24 protein-coding genes are annotated in these 25,273 nt (G+C 62.9%); 8 read left to right on the forward strand and 16 right to left on the reverse strand.

Going from position 1 to position 25,273, the window contains the following annotated elements; translation table 11 throughout:
• Positions 1 to 354: 354 nt before the first annotated feature.
• Positions 355 to 2,082, forward strand: a complete 1,728-nt coding sequence (locus J1C56_RS24505) for a peptidoglycan L,D-endopeptidase MepK (protein ID WP_214392617.1) — start codon at positions 355 to 357, stop codon at positions 2,080 to 2,082.
• Positions 2,083 to 2,176: 94 nt separating this feature from the next.
• On the opposite strand, the gene J1C56_RS24510 is transcribed toward J1C56_RS24505, so the two are convergent.
• Together J1C56_RS24510 and J1C56_RS24515 are read right to left on the reverse strand one after the other, a co-directional pair.
• Positions 2,177 to 2,818 (reverse strand): 2-dehydro-3-deoxy-phosphogluconate aldolase, encoded by a 642-nt coding sequence (locus J1C56_RS24510; protein ID WP_214392618.1) that lies wholly within the window; start codon positions 2,816 to 2,818, stop codon positions 2,177 to 2,179.
• Between the two features lie 157 nt (positions 2,819 to 2,975).
• Positions 2,976 to 3,845 (reverse strand): N-acetylmuramidase domain-containing protein, encoded by an 870-nt coding sequence (locus tag J1C56_RS24515; RefSeq protein ID WP_214392619.1) that lies wholly within the window; start codon positions 3,843 to 3,845, stop codon positions 2,976 to 2,978.
• 174 nt (positions 3,846 to 4,019) lie between these two features.
• On the opposite strand from J1C56_RS24515, the gene trhO reads away from it, so the two are divergent.
• From trhO to J1C56_RS24530, 3 genes are all read left to right on the forward strand, one after another.
• Positions 4,020 to 4,949 carry an oxygen-dependent tRNA uridine(34) hydroxylase TrhO gene (gene trhO, locus J1C56_RS24520; protein WP_214392620.1) on the forward strand — a complete coding sequence of 310 codons (930 nt, stop codon included), beginning with the start codon at positions 4,020 to 4,022 and terminating at the stop codon, positions 4,947 to 4,949.
• Between the two features lie 102 nt (positions 4,950 to 5,051).
• Positions 5,052 to 5,801 (forward strand): tellurite resistance TerB family protein, encoded by a 750-nt coding sequence (locus J1C56_RS24525; protein WP_214392621.1) that lies wholly within the window; start codon positions 5,052 to 5,054, stop codon positions 5,799 to 5,801.
• A gap of 288 nt (positions 5,802 to 6,089) precedes the next feature.
• A complete protein-coding gene (locus J1C56_RS24530; protein ID WP_214392622.1) occupies positions 6,090 to 6,845 on the forward strand; it encodes an SDR family oxidoreductase in 756 nt (251 codons plus the stop codon).
• Positions 6,846 to 6,856: 11 nt separating this feature from the next.
• Here the strand turns inward: J1C56_RS24530 and J1C56_RS24535 are convergent, their stop codons facing one another.
• The 3 genes from J1C56_RS24535 to J1C56_RS24545 form a co-directional block, all read right to left on the reverse strand.
• Entirely contained in the window at positions 6,857 to 7,990 is a 1,134-nt protein-coding gene (locus J1C56_RS24535; RefSeq protein ID WP_214392623.1) for an acyltransferase family protein, read from the reverse strand.
• A gap of 5 nt (positions 7,991 to 7,995) precedes the next feature.
• The gene (locus J1C56_RS24540; protein WP_214392624.1) at positions 7,996 to 9,045 is read right to left on the reverse strand and encodes a hypothetical protein; all 1,050 of its coding nucleotides are present in this window, start codon (positions 9,043 to 9,045) and stop codon (positions 7,996 to 7,998) included.
• Between the two features lie 100 nt (positions 9,046 to 9,145).
• Positions 9,146 to 10,330, reverse strand: a complete 1,185-nt coding sequence (locus J1C56_RS24545) for a pyridoxal phosphate-dependent aminotransferase (RefSeq protein ID WP_214392625.1) — start codon at positions 10,328 to 10,330, stop codon at positions 9,146 to 9,148.
• 59 nt (positions 10,331 to 10,389) lie between these two features.
• On the opposite strand from J1C56_RS24545, the gene J1C56_RS24550 reads away from it, so the two are divergent.
• Together J1C56_RS24550 and J1C56_RS24555 are read left to right on the forward strand one after the other, a co-directional pair.
• Positions 10,390 to 11,097 (forward strand): GNAT family N-acetyltransferase, encoded by a 708-nt coding sequence (locus J1C56_RS24550; protein WP_246591896.1) that lies wholly within the window; start codon positions 10,390 to 10,392, stop codon positions 11,095 to 11,097.
• Positions 11,098 to 11,246: 149 nt separating this feature from the next.
• Positions 11,247 to 11,453, forward strand: coding sequence for a hypothetical protein (locus J1C56_RS24555; RefSeq protein ID WP_214392626.1), 207 nt, complete (start codon positions 11,247 to 11,249; stop codon positions 11,451 to 11,453).
• A 15-nt stretch (positions 11,454 to 11,468) separates the two neighbouring features.
• On the opposite strand, the gene J1C56_RS24560 is transcribed toward J1C56_RS24555, so the two are convergent.
• The 4 genes from J1C56_RS24560 to J1C56_RS24575 all read right to left on the reverse strand — a co-directional run bounded on the left by J1C56_RS24560 (position 11,469) and on the right by J1C56_RS24575 (position 15,468).
• On the reverse strand, positions 11,469 to 12,608 hold the full coding sequence (locus J1C56_RS24560; RefSeq protein WP_214392627.1) for a nickel/cobalt transporter: 1,140 nt from the start codon (positions 12,606 to 12,608) through the stop codon (positions 11,469 to 11,471).
• 4 nt (positions 12,609 to 12,612) lie between these two features.
• A complete protein-coding gene (locus J1C56_RS24565) occupies positions 12,613 to 13,278 on the reverse strand; it encodes a DUF1007 family protein (RefSeq protein ID WP_214392628.1) in 666 nt (221 codons plus the stop codon).
• 77 nt (positions 13,279 to 13,355) lie between these two features.
• Positions 13,356 to 14,264, reverse strand: coding sequence for a LysR family transcriptional regulator (locus J1C56_RS24570; RefSeq protein ID WP_214392629.1), 909 nt, complete (start codon positions 14,262 to 14,264; stop codon positions 13,356 to 13,358).
• A 4-nt stretch (positions 14,265 to 14,268) separates the two neighbouring features.
• A complete protein-coding gene (locus J1C56_RS24575; RefSeq protein ID WP_214392630.1) occupies positions 14,269 to 15,468 on the reverse strand; it encodes an amidase in 1,200 nt (399 codons plus the stop codon).
• A 550-nt stretch (positions 15,469 to 16,018) separates the two neighbouring features.
• Here J1C56_RS24575 and odc2 point away from each other — a divergent pair.
• Entirely contained in the window at positions 16,019 to 17,152 is a 1,134-nt protein-coding gene (gene odc2 / locus J1C56_RS24580; protein WP_214392631.1) for an ornithine/lysine decarboxylase, read from the forward strand.
• A gap of 100 nt (positions 17,153 to 17,252) precedes the next feature.
• Positions 17,253 to 17,897 carry a GNAT family N-acetyltransferase gene (locus J1C56_RS24585; RefSeq protein ID WP_214392632.1) on the forward strand — a complete coding sequence of 215 codons (645 nt, stop codon included), beginning with the start codon at positions 17,253 to 17,255 and terminating at the stop codon, positions 17,895 to 17,897.
• Between the two features lie 1,258 nt (positions 17,898 to 19,155).
• Here J1C56_RS24585 and J1C56_RS24590 read toward each other — a convergent pair.
• From J1C56_RS24590 to flhA, 7 genes are all read right to left on the reverse strand, one after another.
• Positions 19,156 to 19,494, reverse strand: coding sequence for an SCP2 sterol-binding domain-containing protein (locus J1C56_RS24590; protein WP_338001503.1), 339 nt, complete (start codon positions 19,492 to 19,494; stop codon positions 19,156 to 19,158).
• 132 nt (positions 19,495 to 19,626) lie between these two features.
• Positions 19,627 to 20,166 (reverse strand): hypothetical protein, encoded by a 540-nt coding sequence (locus J1C56_RS24595; protein ID WP_214392634.1) that lies wholly within the window; start codon positions 20,164 to 20,166, stop codon positions 19,627 to 19,629.
• Positions 20,163 to 20,576, reverse strand: coding sequence for a hypothetical protein (locus J1C56_RS24600; RefSeq protein WP_214392635.1), 414 nt, complete (start codon positions 20,574 to 20,576; stop codon positions 20,163 to 20,165). Before J1C56_RS24600 ends, J1C56_RS24595 begins: the two co-directional genes overlap by 4 nt.
• Before the next feature lie 10 nt (positions 20,577 to 20,586).
• Positions 20,587 to 21,141: a rod-binding protein gene (locus tag J1C56_RS24605; protein WP_214392636.1), complete on the reverse strand. Its 555-nt coding sequence runs from the start codon at positions 21,139 to 21,141 to the stop codon at positions 20,587 to 20,589.
• A gap of 64 nt (positions 21,142 to 21,205) precedes the next feature.
• Positions 21,206 to 21,592, reverse strand: coding sequence for a hypothetical protein (locus J1C56_RS24610; protein WP_214392637.1), 387 nt, complete (start codon positions 21,590 to 21,592; stop codon positions 21,206 to 21,208).
• A 2-nt stretch (positions 21,593 to 21,594) separates the two neighbouring features.
• Positions 21,595 to 22,347, reverse strand: coding sequence for a flagellar biosynthetic protein FliR (fliR, locus tag J1C56_RS24615; protein WP_214392638.1), 753 nt, complete (start codon positions 22,345 to 22,347; stop codon positions 21,595 to 21,597).
• Positions 22,344 to 24,434 carry a flagellar biosynthesis protein FlhA gene (gene flhA / locus J1C56_RS24620; RefSeq protein WP_214392639.1) on the reverse strand — a complete coding sequence of 697 codons (2,091 nt, stop codon included), beginning with the start codon at positions 24,432 to 24,434 and terminating at the stop codon, positions 22,344 to 22,346. The genes fliR and flhA overlap by 4 nt, the downstream gene beginning before the upstream one ends.
• Positions 24,435 to 25,273: the final 839 nt, after the last annotated feature.

The following is a 25,273-nucleotide window of genomic DNA, read 5'->3' on the forward strand; positions in this document are numbered from 1 at the left end:
TTTTGTTGCCGCCGATTTTGAATTAAAGCTTGCGTGTCGCTTGCGGGCCGCAGCGGTGTACAGTTTCGTGCGTATTTGTTCAGTGGTGTTTTTGTGGTTTAAACCAGTGGTTTACCATGAAAAGGCGCGATTCCTTTTTGCTGGGATATCGCCATGGTGTTACCGCATTTCGCCTTCAATAAGCAGTGATTAACCATTAGGATCGATATTCGGACGCGAATCCGTAAGCGTGTCCGGGCTTCAAATCCGGGGACAGATGGCAGCCTAACAGGGCCTTTTGATTTGAATAGGATCGAGAACACCGAAGGGCGTCACTCGAAATCGAACGTCTGGCAAAAGTGGCTTACCGCCGCGATGTTGACTTTTGGTTTCCTGACAGCTTCCCAGGCAACTGCCTCCGCCGAGACGCGGACGCTCAAGCTTTATTACACCCATACGGGTGAAAAGGCTGAGATCACGTACAAGCGCAACGGCAGGTATGACGCCGCCGGGCTCAAGAAACTCAATCAGTTCCTGCGCGACTGGCGTCGCAACGAGCCGACCAAGATGGACCCGCGTCTGTTTGACGTGGTCTGGGAAGCGTATCGTTCCGCTGGTGGCCGCGATTACATTCACGTCGTTTCGGCGTACCGCTCGCCGGCAACCAATTCGTTGCTGCGCAGCCGCTCCAGCGGCGTTGCCGAAAAAAGCCAGCACATGCTCGGCAAGGCGATGGACTTCTTCGTTCCCGGCGTGCCGCTCAAGAAGCTGCGCGACGCGGGCCTGCGTGTCCAGGCCGGCGGCGTCGGCTATTATCCGCGCTCCGGTTCACCCTTCATCCACATGGATGTCGGCAATGTGCGCCACTGGCCGCGCATGAGCCGCCGCGAACTCGTCGCCGTGTTCCCGTCCGGCAAGACCTTGCACGTGCCGAGCGACGGCAAGCCGCTGCCCGGTTTCGAGCAGGCGCTCGCCTCCTATCAGTCGCGTAAGAAGAGTGGCGACCTCGTGCTCGCCAGTGCGGCACCTGCCAAGCGCAGCGGCGGCCTGTTTGCCGCGCTGTTCGGCGGTGGCGGTGCCGACGAGGAAGAGGATACCGGCGAGATCGCCGTGGCGGCCGTTCAGCCCAAGCGCGCTCCCGCCAAGGCCATCGCCGAAGCGCCGGCTGCAGCCAAGCCACTGCCAGGCATCCAGATCGTTGCGCCTGAAAATGCCCAGCGTGCCGAGCTGCCGCAGGTCGCTGACGAGGCGCCCGACCAGCAGGCGCCCGAAACCATCATCGCAGCCCTGCCGGCGCGCAGTGTCCCGCTGCCTGGCATGGCCCCGCGGCCGCAGGCCGAGGTTGGTTTGGCGACCGCTGAAAACGTGCCGTTTGGCGCGGCTTCGGCGCCAGTAGCCGAAGGCGAGCCGCCTACCGCAGTCGAGCAGCAGATCGCAGCCAATGTGCCGCTGCCGACCTGGCGCCCGAACTACAACCCGCCGGCCGAGCTCAAGCCCGAGAACCAGAGCGTGCTGATGGCGCTGGCCTCGACGGATGACGTGCCGGCGACTGCCAGCGACGTCACGGCACCGCTGCCGTCGGCCCGTCCGCAGGACATGACCGTCGAAGCCGCCTTGGCTGCGGCGGACGACATTCCTGCCGAAGATGAGTCCGGCCAGGACGAGCTCGAAATCGCCTCCCTTGCGCCTCAGCCGGAGCCGCGTTCCGTATTCGACCAGCCTGAGACGGTTGCCACTGCTACGCCCAAGGCCGCGATCACTACGGCCTCGGCCGGAACCGATCCTGCCGCGGCCGTCGGCGGCAACGTCAAGACGACGCGCAAGTCGGCCCGGCCTCTCGCTCAGGAAGCCAAGCCCGAGCCTAAGGCAGTCGTCGTCGCCGCCGTGCCCGATGCCGCCCGCTGGGCACTGCGCAGTGGCGAGCAGGTGACGACCGTGACGACCAATACCAAGGCCCCGGGCTTTGCCTACAATATGGTCCGCACTGCGCCGAAGGAGGTCTATACGGCCGGCTTCCAGCAAGGCAATCAGGCCGCCGATGCCCACCGCTTCTCGGGCAGCGCGGTCAAGTTCCTCTCGGTGGCGCGCTTCCAGACGAACTGACGAACCGGACATCAAAAAAAAGCCGCGCTGGGCAACCCGCGCGGCTTTTTCTTTTGGGAAAGTGACCTTCTCCCAAAAGGGGGAAGGAAAGCCCTCAGCTCTTGCGCAGCTTGTTCGCCTCGGCGGCGAGCGCCTCGATGCCGGCCCAGTCGCCCGACTTGACCATGTCGTCGGGCGCAACCCATGAACCGCCGACGCACACGACATTCGGCAGGCTGAGATAATCCTTGGCGTTCTTCGCCGAAATGCCACCGGTGGGGCAGAATTTCACGCCTGCGATGGGCGACGCCAGTGCCTTGAGGAAGGGCGCGCCACCGGCCTGCTCGGCCGGGAAGAATTTCAGGAAGTCGAGGCCGGCTTCAAGCGCGGCCATGATCTCGCCCGGCGTGATGGTGCCCGGCAGTAGCGGCACGTCACTGCTGGCGGCGTGGGCGGACAACTCACGCGTCAGGCCGGGGCTGACGATGAACTTCGAGCCGGCGGCGACGGCCTCGTCGAAATGGCGGGCATTCAAGATGGTGCCGGCGCCGACGATGCAATCCTCGACCTCGGCGGCGACACGGCGGATGCATTCCAGTGCTTCGTCGGTCCTGAGCGTGATCTCGATCGCTCTCAGGCCGCCACGTGCCAGCGCGCGGGCCAACGGCACGGCATCAGCCGCGCGCTCGATCTTCAGCACCGGAATGACTGGCTGGCCATCGAGCAGCGCAAGCAGTTTCTGGGTTTTGCTGGTCATGGCATTCGCTCCGCTGTCACTTTTTTCAACCGATTTAACAGACCCGCCATTCCGAGTCCACGAAGCCTGTAGCGACATGGTGTTGCGCCCGTCTGGCGGTCACGGCGGGGCCTGCGACATTCGCCGATATGCCAGGCGTCTTTGTGGCGCCTGCGGTCTATGCCTTGCCGAAAATCCCGGCGAGCCACAGCTTCAGTTTCGACCACAAACCGCTGCCGTCGAGGGGCAGGGCCTTTCCGATAGCAGCCTGGGTGCGCTCGCCCGCTATGCCGTCAGCAGCAAGGCCATGATCGGCCTGGAATTGCTTGACCGCGGCAGCCGTGCCCGGCCCGTAGATGCCGTCCGTATCGACAGGGTATCCCAGGGCAACCAGCGCTTCCTGCAACTCGGTGACTAGCTCGCCGCGCGAGCCGACCGTCATCGTGCGATCGCCGGGGGCAGGGCCGTCGATCTGCCTGCTGTAGGCTTCCGCCAGCTTGAGGTGGTAGCCGTTCTTGCGAAAGCCGGGTCCGTTGTAGCCGTGGCCGACGGCTTCCCAGTCGTGCCTGTTGAGCGCATCGGCCAGCCCCGCCTTGTCGAGATAGCGCGCCATCAACCGTGCCTGGCCGGCAGCACCGGAGCGCGCTTCGGTCACAAGGGCATCGACATCGGCGAAACCGAGCCATTGCCAATGCGCGCCCATCACTTGGCCGAGGCCCCAGGATGTCGATTCATACGCGGCCTGGTGATCGATATCGGCTGCCCTGTCGAGCATCTGCCAGCGCCCCGCCTGCGCACGCGGATTGGCGACCGTGCCGGCCGTCGGCGAGGCGAGGCCCGCCGCGCGCGCACGGTCCTGCGCGGCGCCGGAAAGCCTGCGGTCGAAATAATGGCCTTCGAAGCGGATCAGCGGCTCATTGCGGCCGTCGACCTTGGCGAACACCTGACCGGCGCTCTCGATCTCGGCGATGGCGAGCAGCGCCGCTGGCTCCAGCCCGAATTCCCTGGCCGCCTTTTCGATTTCCGTTGCCGTCTGCCTGCTGAACATGCGCGACATTCTCCATTTCGCAGCGGCCATTGTCGCCCGGTTTCGGCAGGCGTGGAAAAGCGAACAGCGATTTGTTCCGTCGCGAAGCCTGAGCCGAATCACGAACTACCTGTAATCATTCTACTTTCAGCCGCGCGTTGAAAATAATGGGCCAAAGCGTTAGTGGCTCACGCCATGAATCTATCCACACCCCAGCCGCTTTTCCGCGTTGCCGCGCTTTACCGCTTCTGCCGGCTCGAGCGTTACGAGGCGCTGCGCGCCCCGCTCGCTGCCTTCTGCTGCGGCCGTGGCATCAAGGGAACGCTGCTGCTGGCGCGCGAGGGCATCAACGGCACCGTCGCTGGCACCGAAGAGGCAATCGCCGAACTGATCGCTCATCTCGAAGACACGTCGGAATTCGGAGCGCTCGAGGTCAAGTACAGTGCCGCCGAGGAGATGCCGTTCCATCGCATGAAGGTGCGGCTCAAGAGCGAGATCGTCACCATGGGCGTCGAGGGCATCGATCCGCTTGCCAGCGTCGGCGCCTATGTCGAGGCGGGCGACTGGAATGCGCTGATCTCCGATCCGGACACCATCGTCGTCGACACCCGCAACGACTACGAAGTGTCGATCGGCACGTTTTCGGGCGCTGTCGATCCGCAGACCAAGAGTTTCCGCGAGTTCCCAGCCTGGGTCGAAAACCACCGCAGCGAGCTCGAGGGCAAGAAGGTGGCGATGTTCTGCACCGGTGGCATCCGCTGCGAAAAAGCGACAGCCTATGTGAAGTCGCTCGGCATCGACGACGTTTTCCACCTCAAGGGCGGCATCCTCAAATATCTCGAAGAGGTGCCCACGGAGCAGAGCCTGTGGCAAGGCGAGTGCTTCGTCTTCGACGAACGCGTGTCGGTGTCGCACGGGCTTGCCGTGGGCGAGGCCGAACTGTGCCGTGCCTGCCGTCATCCGCTTATGCCCGAGGAGCTTCTGTCGCCGAAGTTCGAGGCAGGGATTTCGTGCCCGCATTGCCATGACGCCCGCACTGTCGAGGATCGCGCCCGCTACGCCGAGCGTCATCGCCAAGTAGAGCTTGCAGAACAACGCGGCTCGGGCCCCCATATCGGCAGTTAACCCTCCGTCTCCCGCTGGCCTCGCCAAATTGGCCGGCGTCATTGTAATGTCTTGATCGTCCGCCTACCTCTCGGCGACCGACATTCCCAACCGGAGGCATCCATGTTCGACCCCAAGAAGCTGCTCGACGATCTCCTCGGCTCCAAGATCCCAGGCACCGGCTCCACCGTGCGCGACAAGGCCGGGCAGGCGACGCAACTGGCCAAGGACAATCCGCTTGCCGCTGGCGCTTTGGTCGCCGTGCTGCTCGGTACCGGTGCCGGCCGTCAGGTCACCGGCACGGCGCTGAAGGTCGGTGGTCTCGCTGCCATCGGCGGCCTGGCCTACAAGGCCTACCAGAACTACAAGGCCGGCAATGCTCCCGAGCAGACCGCAGCTGCTTCCGATGCCGAGCCGCAGCTTCTGCCGCCGCCGAGCGACAATTCCTTCCACCCCTCGCAGGCCCCGCAGGGTGAGACCGAGTTCGTGCTGACGCTGATCCGCGCCATGATTGCCGCCGCCAAGGCTGACGGCCATATCGACGAAGACGAGCGCAAGAAGATCGGTGACAAGCTCAGCATGTCGGGCATCGGCCCGGATGCCGAGCAGTTCCTGATGGAAGAACTCAATTCGCCGCTGGATCTCGACTCGATCGTCGCCGCCGCCCAGACCGAGGCGCAGAAGGTCGAGCTCTACACCGCTTCGCGCCTGGCCATCGATCCCGACAGCCGCGCCGAGCGTGGCTATCTCGACCTGCTCGCTGGTCGGCTGCAGCTGCCGGACGCGCTTGTCGACCATGTCGAAGCGACGGTTTCGAGCGTCAAGGTGCCGGCTCAACCGACTTCTGTGCCGTCGGTCAATCCGCGCTGGTAGCAGCGTTCGTGATGCGCCCGATAGCTGCTAAAAGGCGGCTTTTCGCGTTAAGGATTTGTTAACCGACCAAGCGCATCATTTTCTTATTCGGATCGGCTCTCCTCCTCCCAAGCACGGTTCGATCAAAAACTGGGCGGTCGCCAATGACCGCCCTTTTTGTGTGGCCGCTTTCCTTCGCCTCCACCCTTCGTTCAGAACAACTGACTGGTTTTGCTTCTGGTGGCGCTTTAGACTGAAGCGCTACCAATGATCTGCCGCGGGCGATCGGTCATGCGCAGGAGCTTCATCATGGCAAGCAACAGGGTCGCGGTGGTCACCGGCGCCGGCAAGGGCATCGGCAAGGCGGTGGCTACGGCCTTGCTCAAGGACGGTTGGAACACCGTCTTCTGCGGCCGCGGCAAGCACGCGCTCGATGAGGCAATCAGCGATGCCGGCAAGACCGACGCCAAGGCGTTGGCCGTCGTTTGCGACGTGACCAAGCCCGACCAGGTCGACGACATGTTCGAGACCATCACCGAGGCGTTCGGCCGGGTCGACCTGCTCTTCAACAATGCCGGCATGGGCTACAAGGCCTCGACAATCGACGAGATCCCTGTCGAGGCCTGGAACGCCGTCGTGTCGGTCAATCTCACCGGCACGTTCCTGTGCTCGCGGGCGGCCTTTGCCGCGATGCGCCGGCAGGAGCCGATGGGCGGGCGGATCATCAACAACGGCTCGGTGTCGGCGCACGCGCCGCGTCCCGGTTCGGTGCCCTATACCGCCACCAAGCACGCCACCACCGGCCTGACCAAGACGCTGGCGCTCGATGGCCGTCCGTTCGACATCGCCTGCGGCCAGATCGACATCGGCAATGCGCTGACCGAAATGGCGGTGCCGATGACGATCGGCGTGCAGCAGGCGGACGGTTCGATTTCAGCGGAAGCCGTGATGGACGTAGCCCGCGTCGCCGAGGCGGTGGTCTACATGGCCGGCCTGCCACTCGACGCCAACGTGCTGTTCATGACGGTCATGGCGACCAAGATGCCTTATGTCGGGCGCGGGTGAAAATTGCGAGCTTAGGCTGCGGAAATCGGCGCGCCGATCGTTTGGCGCGTGGCTATCCGGTCTTTCCACAACAGGAAGGGCTTTTCGATAGCCACGTGAAGCAGCACGGCCGCCCCAAGGCTCAGAGCTAGATAAATCGGCCAGAACAGCCACATGCCCTTGGACGTAGCGATTGCGACTGCCGTCGGGATCAGCGGCAAGTGGACAAGGTAGAGGCAATAGCTCAAGCGCGCCAGCATGTTGACTGGCCGATGGGCGGGCATGCTGGTGCCGCCCAAAAGCACCGCTCCAAGTGTCAAACCACCTGCGATGATTGCTACGGCCACCGGTTGCCATACCGCATCGGTCATATCGATCTCGGCCATAAAGTCATGCGATGACATCCAGCCGAGCAACAGAACTGTTGACGCGACCAAGATGACCATTCCCCTTGATCCGGAGGGGCGTAAATGTCCGCTGGCCTGGACCACGGCTATGGCAACTCCGACTACCAGCCCTTCGACCGTCATATGGAACGGACTACGGAAAACCCGAAAAAACTGGGTGTAGTCGATGGGTGCTTCCACCCGCGCATATGCCTCGAACCTGAGAAGGACGGGGAGCAGGAAGCAGCTTGCCAGAATGGTCGCCTTGCCGGTTGTGGAGCGGCATCTTAGCACCACGAATATCAACACAGGTGCCAACAGGTAGAACTTCTCTTCGACACCCAGCGACCAGAACACGACATTTATGTTTGAAGGCAGGTAGTCCTGAAGGAACAGCAGATGATAGCCGACACGCAGCAACAGCTGGTTCTCATCTATCGTGTACAATGGAAAGGCACCGAACAGGATCAGCCCGATCACTGCGAGATATGCCGGCACGATTCTCAACGCTCGCATGACCAGGTAGCGACCGAAGCTGAAATGGCCCGTGCCTATGCCAGCCCGCAGAAGGTGGCTGGCGATCAGATACCCGGATAGCACGAAGAAGATGTCGACGCCGATCCATCCGTTGATGCTGATCGTTTGCAACGGCCCGAAGTCAGCCTCATGGCCAAGTGCACGTTCTCCGTGACGTAACAGAACCAGAATGATCGCCATGGCTCGCACCAAGTCGAGCCAGGAATTATTTCGTCCATTCGCGGCGGTATTCGATCCGCTCATCTACGTCAGTCCTGGAGGCCGAGTGTTCTCCTGATAGGTTCCTTGCGCACTTTCCAGATGTTTGCGTCAACGACGTAGTGATGAAAGTTCACGATCTGGTAGAGCACGATCGTTGCCGACAGACCGGCAAAAAACCAAGCGTCCAGCGCACCCAGCAATGCCCAGTAGATGACGCCAGTGATCACCACGCATGTCGCCAGATACAGCCACAGACGGCCCGGCTGGCTAATGTAGGAAAGGAAGCGGGCATCGGGGTCGATGCCGTTCTTGAAGCGGCGATTGTTGAACATCCAAACAAACAAAATGTACTGGGCGTTGTGCCAGATGTTGATCACCAGCCAGCCGTAGGTGACGTCCTCGATTGCCAGATAGCCGACAACGAAAATCGTAAAATGGGTGAGCATGTACAGTGTGTGAACTGCCGCCAGCCTGCCCTCGCGCCAGGCCTGAAATCGGCGTAGAGCCCAATAACCGATCAATGCGACTGCGGCTGCTGCGGCGACGCTTACCATCGGGGCTGCCACAGGGATGACCCGCAACTCCAGTCCGATGAACTGACCGGGATCCTGATGTGAGCGGCTAAGTATTCCGAGGACCGGCAGTGCGTAGAAAACGGCTTGGTCGATCCAGCCGTCTTCATACAGCGCAGACCTCTCTTTACCGCGGTAAGCTCGAGATATTCCCCAGCTTTGCCGCGTGTAGTGAAACCACTGCCAATAGAAGTAGATCGAAACGATGATCCAGAGGCCGAGGTAATAGGCGATGGCCAAAGTTCCTGCGGCGACGAGGGGTAGGAGAAAAACCAGAAGCGGCCAGTGTTCGGAGAAGCTTTTGCGATCAAAACATAGCCGAGTGTAGGTAGCGATGACGTGGTGATAGCCGAGGAACCACAGGTCGAAAATCAAAATTGGTACGAAAAGGTTGGGTTGCCAGACAACGATAAGTCCGATGGAAATCGCCAGGGCAGGGAGACCAAGGATGAAGCTGATGTCGAACTGTGCATTACGCAACCACGCCCAGTGAACCCTGGCTGCAAGTACAGCGCCGTCGGACATATAGCGATCTCCCCCGTGGCAATGATCACGGGCACGATCAATACTTGACTCGCGCTACGACGTCCACGCCGCCACAACTTCCGATCGTCGCTCGGATCAGCTACTTCGCCAGGAACGCCTCGATACGTTCCAGCGCGCGCAGGATGTTTTCTTCGGAGTTGGCGTAGGACAGCCTGATGTAGCCTTCGCCGAGGATGCCGAAATCAGGCCCGCCGATCAGGGCGACGCCGGCGTCCTCAAGCAAGGCCGAGGCCAGTTTCTTGGCCTTCCAGCCGGTCTGGCTGATGTTGGGGAAGGCGTAGAAAGCCCCCTTCGGCGTGACGCAGGAAATGCCCGGGATGGCGTTCAGTCCCTCGACGACGATCCTGCGCCTGTTGTCGAAGGCGCGCATCATGCGCTCGACGTCATCCTGCGGGCCGTCGATCGCGGCGATGCCGGCGAACTGGCTCGGTGCATTGACGCAGGACCAGCAATTGACAGCGAGCTTGCGCACCTTGTCGTACAGATTGCCGCTCCCGGACCCGTTTGGCCAGATCGACCAGCCCATGCGCCAGCCGGTCATCGCCCAGGTCTTCGACCAGCCGTTGAGGATGATCAGCCGGTCGCGGATTTCGGGGAAACTGAGCAGCGACGTGTGGCTTTCGCCGTCATAGGTCATGACGTCATAGATCTCGTCGGACATGATCGCGACATGCGGGTGGGCTTCGAGCCCCTTGACCAGCTTGGCGATCTCGACGCGCGGCGTCACCCCGCCGGTCGGATTGGCCGGCGAATTGAGGATCAGAAGCCGCGTCTTCGGCGTGATCAGCGAAAGCGTTTCTTCGGCCGAGAAGGCAAAGCCGTTGGCTTCGCGCATCGGCACCGGCACGGGCGTTGCACCGGTGAATTCGATCATCGAGCGGTAGATCGGGAAACCGGGATCGGGATAGAGGATTTCGGCACCGGGTTCGCCGAACATCAGGATCGCGGCGAACATCGTCGGCTTGCCGCCGGGCATGATCATGACGTTCTCAGCCGAGACCTCGACGCCGGTGGTCGCAAGCGTGCGCCGCACCACCGCCTCACGCGTCGCCAGAAGCCCGTTGGCCGGGGTGTAGCCGTGGTGGCCGTCGCGCAGCGCCTTGATCGCCGCATCGACGATATGCTCGGGCGTACGGAAGTCGGGCTGGCCGATGCCGAGATTGACGATGTCGCGCCCCTCATGGAGCAAGGCCGTGGCGCGGGCCAATACGGCGAAGGCATTTTCCTCGCCGAGGCGGTCGAAGGCGGCAATCGTGTGGAGCATTCCGGTTATCCGTCTGGTTCTGTTGGGGGCATCCGATTTTTGCGAGAATTGGGGCGACCATGTCAAACGAATTGGAGACGTCCTTGTCCGAGAACCTGCAGGACTGGAAGCCGCGGCCGCGTCCCGAGCGTATCAACCTTGAGGGACGCTATGTCCGCCTCGAACCGCTTGATGCGGCAAAACACGGCGAACGCCTCTACGAGATGGCGACCGCCCAGGATGCCGAAGGCCGCTTCCGCTGGCTGTTCGACACCAAGCCGCAGACCCGGGCCGACTTCCAGCCCTGGCTCGAAAAGTCGGCGGCGAGCGAAGATCCGCTGTTCTTCGTCGTCATCGACAAGGCGAGCGGCAAGATGGCCGGGCGCCAGACGCTGATGCGCATCGACCCGAATTTCGGCGTCATCGAGATCGGCAACATCTACTGGAGCGACATCGTCTCGCGCAAACCGGCGGCGACCGAGGCGCAGTTCCTGTTCGCGCGCTACATCTTCGAACTTGGCTATCGCCGCTACGAGTGGAAGTGCAACAACCGCAACGAACCGTCGAAAAGGGCGGCGGAACGCTTCGGCTTCAAGTTCGAGGGCATCTTCCGCCAGCACATGGTGACAAAGGGCGAAAACCGCGACACGGCGTGGTATTCGATCATCGACAAGGAGTGGCCGGCATTGCTCGAGGCCTATGACGCCTGGCTCGATCCGGCCAATTTCGATGCGGCAGGCCAGCAGAAGCGCAAGCTCGAAGACTTTCGTGCCGAGTTAGGCGCCTGAAGTTGTCCGCGGACAACTTTTAGGCTCCAACGGCAAGGCATGCGACAAAGGAACCTGCGCTGGCGCGTTGGCTGAAACACCAACGGGCGTTATGTAGCTGAACCTTGCCGGGCGCGGTCCGGACGCAACGAGATGTTAGGGCCACGCCGATGGACACCAAGACCCGCCACGCCGCCGTCGCCGCCGCATGGATCATGATCATCTTCGGCGTCGCCGCATTCTACCTGCCCAAGGTCATGCTGGCGGTCGGCGACTATTCGACGGTCGCAGCGGGCGTCGTTGCGGTGCTGTTCGTGCTCGGCTTTTTCGGCGTGTTCTGGCTGCGCGGCCGCAGCCAGCGCAACAAGAATCCGTAGGCTGGCTCGCGGGCCTCAGGCGTTCAGGCTTGCCGCCAGCAAGACCAGGCCAAGCAGCATGACGAGCGCTGCCCCGCCGATCTCGATCGTGTTGTGGACGCGGTTGCCGGCGCGGCCGTCGCCGGCGATGGCGACCGCCCAGTTCTTGGCCGTCACGGCAAGGACAGCGAGCGCCGAGACGGTGATGGCCGTGCCCAGCGCCATGGCGAAGACCGACAGGATGCCGCCGGCCCACAGGCCGTTGAGGAAGGCGAAGCTGAGCACGATCAGCGCGCCGGAGCAGGGGCGGATACCGACGGCGGCAACCGCCGACCACGCCGTGCGCCAATCGAAGTGCTTGCCTTCCAGCATCCTCGGGTCGGGCGCATGCGAATGGCCGCAGGTCGAGCAGACTTCGCCCACGGCGTGAGCGTGGTGGCCATGGCCATGATCGTGAGCGTGATGCTCGTGCGTGTGGTCATGATGTGCGTGGCTGTCGCCGTGCGCATGATCATGGTGATCGTGCGAATGGTCGTGGCCGCAGGTGGCGTGGTCGTGATCATGATGATCATGCGCATGAACATGGGCGGCAGACAGGCTGTGCACCGGGGCCGCGCCGGCCAGGAATGCCATCGGCTTGAGCTTCTTCCACAGCAGCCAGGCACCGAAGGCGGCGATCAGCGCATAGCTCACCGTCTCCAGGAACCATGTCGCATTGGTCATCGACACCGAGGTTCCGCGCAGGACGAGGAACACCAGCGTCATCAAAACGATCGCGGTGGCACCCTGGAGGAAGGCCGAGACGAAGGACAGCATGATGCCGCGGCGCAAGGCCACCTCGTTGGCGAGCATGTAGGACGAGATCACCGCCTTGCCGTGGCCAGGGCCGGCGGCATGTAAGATGCCATAGGCGAATGACAGCCCGACCAGCACCCAGATGCCGCCGCTCTCACCGTCGCGCATCGCCTTCAGCGAGCCGGTCAGCGAGCGGTAGAACTGCTGTTGATGCACGTTGATCCAGTTGAGCAGCTCGGAGAACATGCCGGTCGAAGGCACCATCGCTTCGTTGGTGCCGATGCCGAGCGAACTCTGGGCGTGCGCCCGGACCGCGAAATGGCTGAGCACGTAGCTGAGCGCCAGGAGCGCGAAGATCACGCGGATGGTCGTCTTCTTCACTGCATCACCCCTTGGCTTGGCAGTTCAATTCCAGGCGCGTGGCAAAAATCTTGCTCATGTCCGTGCCCGACGGATCGTTGAAGAACGCGTCGGTCAGCTTCGACTGGTTCTGCGCGATCGCCTCGTCCGGATCTGGACGGATGACGGTCTGCTTGCAGGTCGAAGGCAGGCCGGCGACGTTGAGGTTGGAGTCCTCGGTGAAATCGATCGCGGTATAGAAGGTCGGATCGTAGACGCCGAAATCGATCTTGCCGGCAAGCTTCAGCGGCTCCTTAGGCTCGGTCTCGAACAGGATGATGAGCTGCTGGTCCTCGAAATTGGCAACCAGATTGGCCGGCGGCTTCATCGCGACATCCTTGCCGTCCACGGTCACGACCTGGAAATAATTGTACTCGCCGATCGATTCAAAAACCGTCTTTGACACCTCCGCCAGCTCGCTGTCGTCGAGCTTGAGATCGGAGTTCTTGTCGAACTCCATCAGCACCGTGCTGGAAAACAGGTCGTCGAACCGCCACAGGTGCCTGAGCGATTTCACTGTTTTGTCGGGATTGAGCACGACGTCGAGCCGCGCTTCGGCAAAGACGTGCGGATGAACGCTCGCCGGCGCCGTCATGGCCAGCAGGGCCACCGCCGCCGTGGCCAGCATCGTCGTGGGTGTTTTCAGAATCATAGCTCCGGCAGGCCGACCTGTTGGGTGATGCCGACAATTATCAGAAACCGGGCGAAAGTGGGACAGCCGCGGTTCAACTAAACGGCATGGTCGCAAGGATTGGTCTTGAACCACTGCACCAGGAAGTCGACGAAGACCCGGATCTTCGCCGGCAGATAGCGCCGGTGCGGGTAGACCGCGAAGATGCCGCCGCCGCCGAGGCGGCGGTCGTCGAGCACCGGCACCAGCTTGCCCGAGTCGAGGTCGGGAGCGGCAATGAAATCAGGCAGGATGGCAAAGCCGAGGCCGGCAACGGCCGCGGCCCGCGCCGCCATCGGGCTGTTGACCTCCATCGGGCCTGATACCGACACGGTCATGATGTCCCCGGTCTCGCCGGAGAATGGCCAGTTCGACATGTAGCGGCCGTTGGTATCGATGATGCAGGGAACATTGGCGAGATCGGCCGGCCGTTTGGGCATGCCGTATTTTTCGATCAGCCCGGGCGAGGCGCAGACCCGGATGCCGAACGGCGACAGGCGCCGGGCGATCAGCGACGAGTTCTCGAGCCTGGAGATGCGGATGGCGAGGTCGAAACCTTCCTCGACTAGATCGACGAAACGGTCGTCGAGATGGATTTCGAGCACGATGTCGGGGTGCGCCTTGGCGAAGTCGATCAACGAGCGGCCGATCGGCGCGTCGGCGAAGGTGCGCGGCGCCGACAGCTTGACGCGGCCGCGCACGTCGCCGGAGGATTCGCGCACCGCGTCCGCCAGGCTGTCGACCTCGCGGATGATCTCCGAGGCGCGGCGATAATAGGTGTGGCCGGCCTCGGTCAGCGAGAACTGCCTTGTCGTGCGGTTGAGCAGCAGCGCGCCGAGCTCGTCTTCCAACTCGCGCACATATTTGGACAGCAACGCCTTGGAGCGGCCGATCTTGCGCGCCGCGGCCGAAAAGCCCTCGGCCTCGACGACGTCGATGAAGGCGCGCATGCGGGTGAGTGTGTCCATGACATCAGTCCTTTGGGCGAGCGGCGTCGAGCACGCGGCGTCCGAGTTCGATCAGCGCCAGATCGCTGCCGGCCGGGCCGAGCAGCGAGAGCCCGAATGGCGCGCTGTCGACGGCGCCGATGGGCAGGGTGATCTGGGGGAACCCCGACAGGCCGGACAGGCACAGCAGCATCAGGGCGCGCTCGCGATAGGCCAGAAGCTCGTCATGGCTGCCGCTCGCCAGGGGGGCTGCTCCCGGCACCGTCGGCAGGACCAGAACGCCGTCAGCGCCGAGCAGGTCCGTGAGCTCCTGGCGAAACGCGTCGCGTTTTTCGATCTCCGCGGCATAGTCGGCCGCGGAGATGGTGGCACCGAATTCGAAGCGTTCCTTGACGCCCGGCCCAAGGCCGCGATCTCCAGAAGAGATCCAGGCGCCATGCTGCTGCCAGGCCTCGTAGGCCTGGACCTTGCGGAAACACCAGTAGAGTTCGTCGGGCGAAAAGGAGAGGGGGCCGGCCTTGGCAACCGGGCCAAGGGCCATATCGGCATGCTGGCGCATCCGCTTGTACTCGGCGACCTCATTCGGGCCGGTCGGCAGGCTGTCGAGCCAGCTGAGCCCTACAGGCCGTGTGAGTTGGCCGCGATGGGCGTCCTCGCCGATGAGCAGCTTCGCCACTGTCTCGTAGATGTCGATATCCCGCGCGAACCAGCCGAAGGTATCGAGGCTCGGCGCCAGCTTCATCGCGCCATCGAGGGAAATCACCCCATGCGTGGTGCGCAGGCCGATCAGCCCGCAGAAGCTCGCCGGCGCCCTGATCGAGCCGCCGGTGTCGGAGCCTATGGCGATGTCGGCAAGCTGGCCGGCCACCGCTGCTGCCGAGCCAGATGACGAGCCACCGGTGACACGGTTCGATGCTGCCGGGTTGATCGGGTGCGGAAAATGCGCATTCTGGCCCATCAGCGAGAAGGCGAGTTCGTCGGTCTGGGTCTTGCCGACGAATCGCGCGCCGGCATCGAGCAGGATTTGTACCGGAGCTGCGGTTTTTATGGCCGGATCGGCGCTGGCCGCCTTTTCAGGGTTGCCGCAGCCGGTTGGGTAGCCGGCGACATCATAAATGTCTTTGACCGCCAGCCGCAGTCCCGCCAAAGGGCCGGTTTCCGAATTGAAAACAGGTACTTGCGGCAGGTCGAGAAACGCGTTGAAGGACTTGGGCGCACCAGCCATCGTTCGAAACCTGTTTACGATATCTCCAAGATTGTTCAGCGTTTGAATTTTTTCAACCCACTATGAGATTTTAATTGATTGTGACGGTCGCGAGCCATATATCCGCGCTTGCCCAAAGTCGCACGTGCCTGTGGGTGTCCGCCGATCCCTCGAATGGCGAGGAAATCGGTAAGGTAACTGGAGCTAACCCCTCCAGTCGATTTAGCGGCCAACCGCAAAATCGAGGACACCTTGAAGCAACGACGGTGCGGGCCTTTCTGGTTCTCTTCCGGCTGTCCAAAAGCCGGGGTTACTGAAGAGGCACACCTTCATTGCCGGCAGTGCGGAACGGGTCTTCCCATTTCCAAGCCAAGGCAGACAAAGCGAACCGAAGCCGGGCTGGCTTAGGTTCACCGCCGCGTGAAGCGCATTTATGGTTCCAGGGTCTCCACAGGCTGGTTCCATCAAATAGCGGTCATGTCTTTGTCCACCGCGGGATTCCGCGGCCGGGAACGGCCGTCCCGCAGCTTGATGATTTTTTGCGCGGCAGGACCGCGCGATGGAGAGACCTATGGCCACTCAGCGCATCCTCGACTTCCTCGCCACCCGACGCCCGTCCGGCCCTTGCCTCGTCGTCGACCTCGATGTCGTGCGCGACAATTTCCGCGCCTTCGAGAAGGCGATGCCGGAGTCCAAGGTCTATTACGCGGTGAAGGCAAATCCGGCGCCTGAGATCCTGCGCCTGCTTGCCGGCATGGGCTCGTCCTTCGACACGGCTTCGGTTGCCGAAATCGAGATGGCCATGGATGCCGGCGCTCCGGCTGAGCGCATTTCCTTTGGCAACACCATCAAGAAGGAGCGCGACATCGCGCGTGCCTTCGAGCTCGGCATTCGCCTGTTCGCCGTCGACTGCGTCGAAGAGGTCGAGAAGGTTGCGCGCGCCGCTCCAGGCGCCCGTGTGTTCTGCCGCGTCTTGACCGATGGCGAAGGTGCCGAATGGCCGCTGTCGCGCAAGTTCGGCTGCGTGCCTGACATGGCCGTCGACGTGCTGCGCCTTGCCAAGTCGCTTGGCCTCGACGCCTACGGCGTGTCGTTCCATGTCGGCTCGCAGCAGACTGACCTGACCGCCTGGGATCGTGCGCTGGCCGACGCCAAGAAGGTGTTCGCCAAGCTCGCCGAAGAAGGCATCACGCTCGGCATGGTCAACATGGGCGGTGGCTTTCCGACGCGTTACCTGCGTGACGTGCCGGCGGCCCAGGCCTATGGCCAGGCCATCTTCGACGCGCTGTCCAAGCACTTCGGCAACAACATCCCGGAGACCATCATCGAGCCGGGTCGCGGCATGGTCGGCAACGCCGGCGTCATCAAGTCGGAAGTCGTGTTGATTTCGAAGAAGGCCGACAACGACAATGTGCGCTGGGTGTTCCTCGATATCGGCAAGTTCGGCGGTCTCGCCGAGACGATGGACGAGGCGATCCGCTACCCGATCGTGACGGCGCGTGACGCAGATGAGAAGTCGCCTTGCGTGCTCGCCGGCCCGACCTGCGACTCGGCCGACGTCATGTACGAAAAGACGCCGTACCCGCTGCCCCTGTCGCTGACCATCGGCGACGAGGTGCTGATCGAGGGCACCGGCGCCTACACGACGACCTATTCATCGGTCGCCTTCAACGGCTTCGAGCCCCTCCGATCCTACGTGATCTGACGGCTCGCAAGAGTTGATCAGATCACCCCGGCGCGGGCGCAATCGGCGCCCGCACGGGTTCGCTTGTGGACCAGTTCTCCGCTCGTGAAGGATCACGGACATGCATACCGAAAAAGAAACCATCGAGACCTCGCCCGACATCCTGATCGTGGCTGAAAACCCTGCCGACGTCGCCGCTCGCGAGGCGCTGCTCGACCGTGCCATGGGCCCGAAGCGGCGCAAGAAGTCGTCGGAGAAGCTGCGGCGGGGCCGCCGCCCGTCCGAGGGCCTGGCGTTGATCGCGCGCACTGAAGAGGGCTCGCTCGTCGGTACCGTGCGGCTGTGGGATGTGCGCCTGGGTGAGGGCGGTCCGACTGCGCTGCTGCTAGGCCCGCTCGCTGTCGATCCGTCGGCTAAGGGTGCCGGCATCGGTTCGGCGCTGATGCGCCAGGCGATTGCCGAGGCTGGCCGGCTTGGTCACCGCGCCATTTTGCTGGTCGGCGATGCGCCTTATTATGCGCGGTTCGGCTTCACCACTGAGAAGACCGGACAGCTTTCGATGCCGGGCCCTTACGAGCGCGACCGTTTCCTGGCGCTGGAACTCGTGCCTGGAGCGCTGGACGACGCCAAGGGCGTGCTCAAGGCTGCCGGCCGCAAGCTCGGCGCCTCGGTTCGCAAGTCAGATTCGGCTTTCGGAAAGAGCGATGTGGCAACGGACAGCGTCAGTACATCCTTTGGGCGTCCCGCAGGACGCGTGGCGCTCTGATCGGAGCGTCCCCTCCGGCTGCCTGAGGCAATCAGGTACTCAAGTCATTTCCAGGCCGACATTCGGCCTGGAGCCGCCGGAAAACAGGTCGGCGACGGCGTCCTGTCCTTGACGCAAGCGATCGAGGGCTGCGGCGACAGCGGCAGTCTCGAAGGCCGTTCTTGCTGCGCCGCGTGCCCATCGTCCATTCCGATAGTCGAGGCAAGGTAGCCGCAGCCCGACAACGGCATCACGCAAGCCACTACCACTGCCATTGCTGCAAGGCGGTTTCGTCTCACCTTCGACTCCACGTCGGCTATGGGATTGCTGTGAAATGCCGTACCCCGTGGGACACGGCGCCATCCGTCACTGCTCGTAGGTGTAGTAGCGGTCGCCGCCATGGCGTGGCCGCCGCCTGTCATCGCAATCCGGATGCCGAGGCCGGCCATACTCCTGGGTGCAGAAGACCGGCTCCGAAAATGGCGGGCGTGGTGCACGGGGTGGGCGCGGTGGCATTGGCGGGACCGGCGGGCGCGGATGATAGCGCGGGTGGTCCCCATGGCGCGGTGGGTAGATCGTGTCGTCCCAGCGCGGCGGGCCGTAGCGATCATCCACGCAGCCGGTGAGGGCTACTGCACACAGGGTCGCAGCCAGGGCAATGAGTCGATTTCGGTTCACATGACACTCCGGGTGGATCTGACCGGGGCGGTGTGGACTCCAATTGTTGTGGGGACATTACCGGCTCGGACCCAGCCAGACCGCTGGCCCTCACGAAACGAAAAAGGCCGGGATAGCCCGGCCTTCTGGTCAGTCGTCGGCGAAGCGGCGTGCTCTCGGGCGATCGATGCAATCGGGCGACGGCGTCGTCGCCGGTCCGCCTCTGCAGTCGAGCGGTTCGCCGCGCGGACGCGGCGGCGGGCCATGGCGGGGGTATTCGCGTGGCCCATCCCAGTTGCGCGGCCCGCGTGGGCCGTCCCAGTTGCGGGGGCCGTTTCTGGGACCATCCCAGTTGCGTGGCCCATGGCGCGGACCATCCCAGTCGCGAGGTCCATACCGGTCGTCCACGCAGCCGGCGAGGACCGCCACGCACAGGGTCGCAGCCAATGCGGCCAATCGGTTTCGGTTCATATGAAGCTCCACAACGAAACGTCCCTGTCCGGGGTGTGGACCTTGACCATTGCCGTTGCATTGCGCTTTCAACCGAAGCGAGCGGAATTCGCATGCAAAAAGGCCCGGTTGTGACACCGGGCCTTTCCGTTGGATGATTTTGCGTCGTGGCTTAGAGCAGCTGGCTCAGGCTCATGGCCACCGACATGTCGCCCTCGACCTTGATCTTGCCGGTCATGAACGCCATCGTCGGGTTGAGGTCGCCGGCGATCAGCGACTCGAGATCGTCGAGCGACAGCTTGATGGTGCAATCGGCCGGGCCGTCGGTGGTCGAAAGGGTTGCACCGTCGATGACGATGACGCCGTCGCCGCCGGTGTCGAACTTGATCGAGCGGTCAAAGCCGGCGCTCTCTACCTTCGCCTTGATCTTGTCTGCGATTGCCTGAATGCTCATGGCTCTCTCCTGGTCTGTTCCTGAAAGGCGCTTGGCGCCCGGCCTCCCCGGACCAATCCGGACGAGCCGGCATGTCACAGGACTGCATTGCCTATAGCTGGCGTCTTACGTTTACGTCAACGTTGAATTGACTGGTGGTGGCCACTTGAACTTGTGCCCCGAGGCAGCCAAACTAGCTGCCTGCAGGGTTCAGTGTGCCTTGGCCGGGGTTGCCTCTGCCGGCTTTGCGGCATCAGTCGCTGCCGCGGCAGCTGCCGATTCACGCTGGCGCACCGCGTTGTCGCGGACGTCATCGGGTGTCAGGAAGTCGATCTGCTCGATCATCACTTCGTGGATCAGCTTCGAACCGACGCGCGTGTTGATGCTGTCGCGGATGCCGTTGCGAAAGCCGTCGAGATCAAGCTTTTCGTAGTCAGTGAAGTCGATCTGCGGATTGCCGTAGAGATACGAATAAACCTGGTCGACGAGCAGCGAGTCCATCGGCACCGACATCTTGGCGACTTCCTTGGGCTCGACCGTATAGACGAGGCGCGTCAGGAAGTAGCCATGCACGCGCTCGCCCTTGAGCAGCGGCACGGAGATGACGTCTGTCTTGACGTAGTCGAGACCGCCGAGCAGCGGCTTCTGCTCCTCGGACGCCGGCAGGTTGGCGGCGGCCTGGAATGAATAGAAGACCGCGCCGAGGGTCACGGCGACAATCCACAGCGCCGCCGCGATGAACTTGATCACCGCGCCCACCCGAATTCGTTGGCCGAATAGGTGCCGTCCGCTTCCGAGCGCTGGATGGCGTCGCGGAGCAGCGAGGCGACTTCGCTGACGGCGCTGAGATGGGCAAGAATCGCACGCTCGTTGGCGACGAGCTTGTCGCGCAGGCGTTCGACGCCGACCTTGAGCTCGCCCGGGAAATCGCCTTCGACAAGGCCCTTGGTGGCGCGGGTCAGTTCATAGAGATAGCGGCTCTTGCGTGCGTTCGACGCCTTGATGTCGAAATGTATGTCGGTGCGGATCGCGGCGGTTTCTTCCTCGACCGCGTCTTCGATGCGGCTGATGATGGCCGCGACATTGCCCGGGCGGGCCGCGGTGTCGATGAATTCGGCCGGCGCTGGAAGGTTCAGCCTGTATTCGGAGAGATCCGACATATCTTATCCTCTACGATTTTGTGTCAGTGACGGAGGCGGCCTCGTCGCTTCCGAGCGACTTCACCATCTTCCGCTGCAATTCCTGGATGAGCGCGGTCGCCTGGCTCATTTGTTCGTCGAGCGCAGCCTTTTCGGGGCCGCCGGAGACGCCACTTACCGGCACCGCCTTTTCGTCCTTGATGTAGTGGTCGCGCATCACCGTCCTGGCGATGCCGATGCCACCGGCTTCGGCCGTCTGGTTGGCGAGATGCTCTGCCATCATCGATTTCCACATGTCGCCGGCCATGCCCTTGCCGTAAACGCTCTCGGTGTTCTTCGGCATCATGTTGCCGATGAAGGTTTGCAGCACCATCGCCTCGAACTTCTTCATCGAGGCGTCGGCCGATGTTCTGTCCAGCTGGCGCGCGACGCCGCCGGTAACTTCGGCCTCGGTGAGCGAGAAGGCACCTGACGTGGCTGTGTTGGCTGTCCGGTTGGCGAGTGCCGTGCGCGCAGCCTGGAGGCCGGCCGGCTCGACAGCCTTGGCAACGTCCAGAATGATGTCGCTGGGTGGGGAGATGGCCAAATCTGGCTCGCCTTTCCGGGGTTTACGTTACTGCTGATTGTGGCGGGTCAAGCTTGCGGCAACCTTACTTGTCGTCAGCCGACTTTCTTTCAATGATTTCGAGACGTTCGCGGTCGGCGCTGTCGCGCTCGTCCTGGCGGCGGACATCGCGATAGGCGCGCTCGACCATGTTGGTGCGGGCGGTGGCCGTCGCGATCTTGCCGATCTCGACATTGGCGAGGCCGAGGTTGAGCTGCTTCTTGTCGATCGCCGCCTTGATGCGGCGATGGTAGAGTTCGGGGAACAGTTGCGAGATGCCGTCGGTGTTGTCGAAGCTGGCCGACAGCGATTGCGCCTCGGCTTCGGCGGCGATCGCGTTGGCGACAAAGCCGGCATGGCGGGTTTCGTGCAGCGCCTTGAGCTGTTCCTGCACGACCACCAGCTTCTTCAGACGATCCCGGCGCGACGCCATGCCTATCTCCCCACGGTGATGTCGACGAAGCCGTCGGCGAACAGGCTGAGCATGGTGGCGATGCCGAAATAGATCAGGATCAACCCGCCGGCGACGACGAAGGGCAGCGAGATGAAGTAGACCGGGATCTGCGGCGTCAGCTTGTTGACGAAGCCGATCGTCAGGTTGATCAGGATGGCATAGGCGATGAACGGACTGCCAAGCCTGAGCACGACCATGAAGCTCTCAGACAGCGTGTCGGTGATGTCGACCAGAGCCGCTTGAGGATTGAAGAACATGTTGACCGGCGCGACCTGGTAGGAAGCAACCAGCGCGCGGACGATCTCGTGGTGGAAATTGAAGGTGAACAGCAAAAGAAGCGCGGAGATCGAGATGATCGAGGCGAGGGCTCCCTGCGGTTCGTTTTCTTCGATGGCGTGGCCGCCGACGCCGCCGAAGCCGATCAGCATGGCGATCGCCGAGCCCATGAACATCAGCGCCAGGATGTAGAGCCTTGCCATCAGGCCGATCATGCCGCCGATCAAAAGTTCGGACGCGATCATCGGCATCAGTATGCCGGGGCGGGCGTCGACAAAGGGAAAGATCTGGTCCCAGAGATGGACCAACAGCCCGCCGGTGGCGGCAACGGCGACGAACAGCCTGACATGCATGGGCACGCGCACGCTCGAGATTCCGGGCATCAGCATGAAGCAGCCGCCGATGCGACAGAAGGCGAGGAACGCCGCAAGGACCATCCCTTGCGCGGCAGCATTCATGAGACGGTACCGAGCACGCGCAGTTCGACGCCCTTGGCGATCTCGACATGGCTGAGCACCGGCAGTGTCGGGAACAGCCGTTCGATGATCATGCGGACATAAGGACGTGCGTCGGGTGCCGTGACGATGACGAAACGCTCGCCGGTTTCGAGATGGGTGCGGATCGCCTTGGAGGCGTCCTGGCCGAACTCCTCGAGCTGGCGCGGGTCGATGTCGAACTCGCGCACTTCGCCCTTGGCGTCGCGCTTGAGGCTCTGGTGGAAGGCGAGGTCCCAGCGGTTGCCGAGACGCAGCACCTTGAGCACGCCGCCTTCGCTCAGGTCGCCGCAGATCTGCTGCGCCATGCGGATGCGGACATGTTCGACGATCTGCTCGGTGCGGCGCACATGCGGCGAGATCTCGGCGATGGCTTCGATGATGAGGTGGAGATTGCGGATCGAGACGCGCTCGGCGAGCAACAGCTTGAGCACTGCCTGCAGGCCCGGATAGGTGATGTGCGAGGTGCAGATCTCGTCGGCGAGCTTGCGGTATTCGGGATCCTGTCGTTCGAGCAGCGCCTTCATGTCCTTGTAGGACAAGAGCTGCGGCAGGTTGTTGCGGATCACTTCGGAGAGATGGGTCAACAGCACCGACATGTTGTCGGCGAAGGTGAACTGCTCGCGCTTCAGATCCTCGGCGAAGGAATCGAGCACCGAAAAGGCGCGCATGCCGAAGGCCGGCTCGCGCACTTCTTCGCCTGGAATGTCAGGCAGCTCGCGCGAACCGAGCAGCACCATGATCTCGCCGACGCGCATCTGGTATTCGGCGACGACGGTGCCATGGACCTTGATCTGGTAGCTCTTGGGCGGGATCGAGAAATCGTCGGTCATCCTGACTTCAGGCACGACGAAGCCGTACTGCGTGGCGAACTTCTTGCGCATCTTCGACATGCGGAAGGCGAGTTCCTGATGCGTGGCGAGCAGGCGCGTCGACAGCTGCTTGCCGATCAGCAGTTCGATCTCGGCGGTGGCGAGCGATGCCTTGACCGAATTCTTCTCTTCTTCGACCTTGTCGGCTTCAGCCTGTTCCTTTTCGGCGTCGGCTTCGGCGACGCGGCGGTTGTGGCGCAGCGGGATGACATAGCCGAGCGCTGCCATGCAGGCGGCAAGCGTGATGAACGGGAACATCGGCAGGCCGGGCAGCAGAGCGAGCAGCAGCAGCAGGCCGGCCGCAACGTAGAGCGCACGCGGATAGGCGCCAAGCTGGCCGAACACCGCCTGGTTGGTCGAGCCGCGGGTGCCGCCCTTGGAGACCAGCAGGCCGGCGGCGAGCGAGACGATAAGGGCGGGGATCTGGGTGACCAGGCCGTCGCCGACCGACAGCTTGATGAACACGTCGGCGGCTTCGCCCATGCCCATGTCGTGGCGGAAGTAGCCGATGGCGATGCCGCCGATGATGTTGATGGCGGTGATGATGAGGCCGGCGATGGCGTCGCCGCGGACAAATTTCGAGGCACCGTCCATCGAGCCGAAGAAGGAGCTTTCCTCTTCCAGTTCGCGGCGGCGCAACTGGGCTGTCTTGTCGTCGATCATGCCGGCCGAGAGATCGGCGTCGATCGACATCTGCTTGCCGGGAATGGCGTCGAGGGCAAAACGCGCACCGACTTCGGCGATACGCGTCGCACCCTTGGTGATGACGATGAAGTTCACCACGATCAGGATCAGGAACACGATCAGGCCGATGACGAAGTCGCCGGACATCACCAGGTTGGAAAAGCCGGAGATGACATAACCAGCGGCGTGGGTGCCCTCGTTGCCATGCGACAGGATCATGCGCGTGGTGGCGATGTTGAGCGACAGGCGCAGCATGGTGGCGATCAGCAGGATCGTCGGGAAGGACGAGAAATCGAGCGGGCGCTGGATCCACAGCGCAACCATCAGGATCAGCACCGAAACGGCGATGGAGAAGGCGAGGCCGACATCGATCAGGAAGGCCGGGATCGGCAGGAACAGCACCGCCAGGATGATGACGATGCCGATGGCGAAGAAGACGTCGCGTCCGCTCTTGTTCGCCGAGCCTTCGCCTGAAATGGTTTCGCTGATCGCCATTGATACTTCCGATCGAATCCCGCCGCGAGCCAATGCCACGGCCTGTTGACCCTATTGCGCCAAGCTTGCGCGAGGGTGGGAGCGCCCTTCCCGTCGCCCCGTTACGGGGAAAGGGTGGCCGCGAGGCGGTCGGGTGAGGGGCAGAGCCAAATCTTGCAAGTTTGAGCCGCCCCTCATCCCCCTGCCGGGACCTTCTCCCCGTATTGTGACGGGGAGAAGGGACGCACTTGTTCACCGCCACGCTCGCTTTCGCGCCTGGCCATTGTCAAAGAGCGCTCCCGCTTGGAAGGTAGTTCTGGAGGCGGGGCGCGAGGCCGTTCCTTCCTAGTTTATGCATGTAGCGCGACGTTCGCGCCCGCCTGGTGTTCTTGCCCCGCTCAGTCGCCTCGGCTTTCACCGCCAGCCGCGGCAAGGCCCGGACTTGGGGGCTCATCACCCAGCAGGAGATCCGACCTCCTGCCAGCCCGGCACCGGCGCTTCCCCCCGCTGCCCGGTGCGCACCGGGGTCCCGTGGAAGATCGCGAGGGGAATGATATGGGAGGTTTGGGAGGGCGTGGAGAAACGAGGGCGGCTATCCACGCTGGTTGGTGACAAAGATACTGACAGAGAGCGGGTTCAAAGGGTGGTTCGGTCGCGCCCTACGAAGCAAACCGTTGGCGTCACGTTCCTTCGCACCCCCCTCTGCCCTGCCGGGCATCTCCCCCACAAGGAGGGAGATTAGTCTCGTCGCCGGCGGCGCTCATCCTGCGACGCAGCTAAGGCAACCCTTGCTACGTTGGCGATTGGGCGAGGCGCGGATGAAGGCATGATCTCCCTCCTTGTGGGGGAGATGGCCGGCA

Origin of the sequence: Aminobacter anthyllidis, from assembly GCF_018555685.1 — a bacterium.
In the GTDB taxonomy this organism is placed as follows: domain Bacteria; phylum Pseudomonadota; class Alphaproteobacteria; order Rhizobiales; family Rhizobiaceae; genus Aminobacter; species Aminobacter anthyllidis.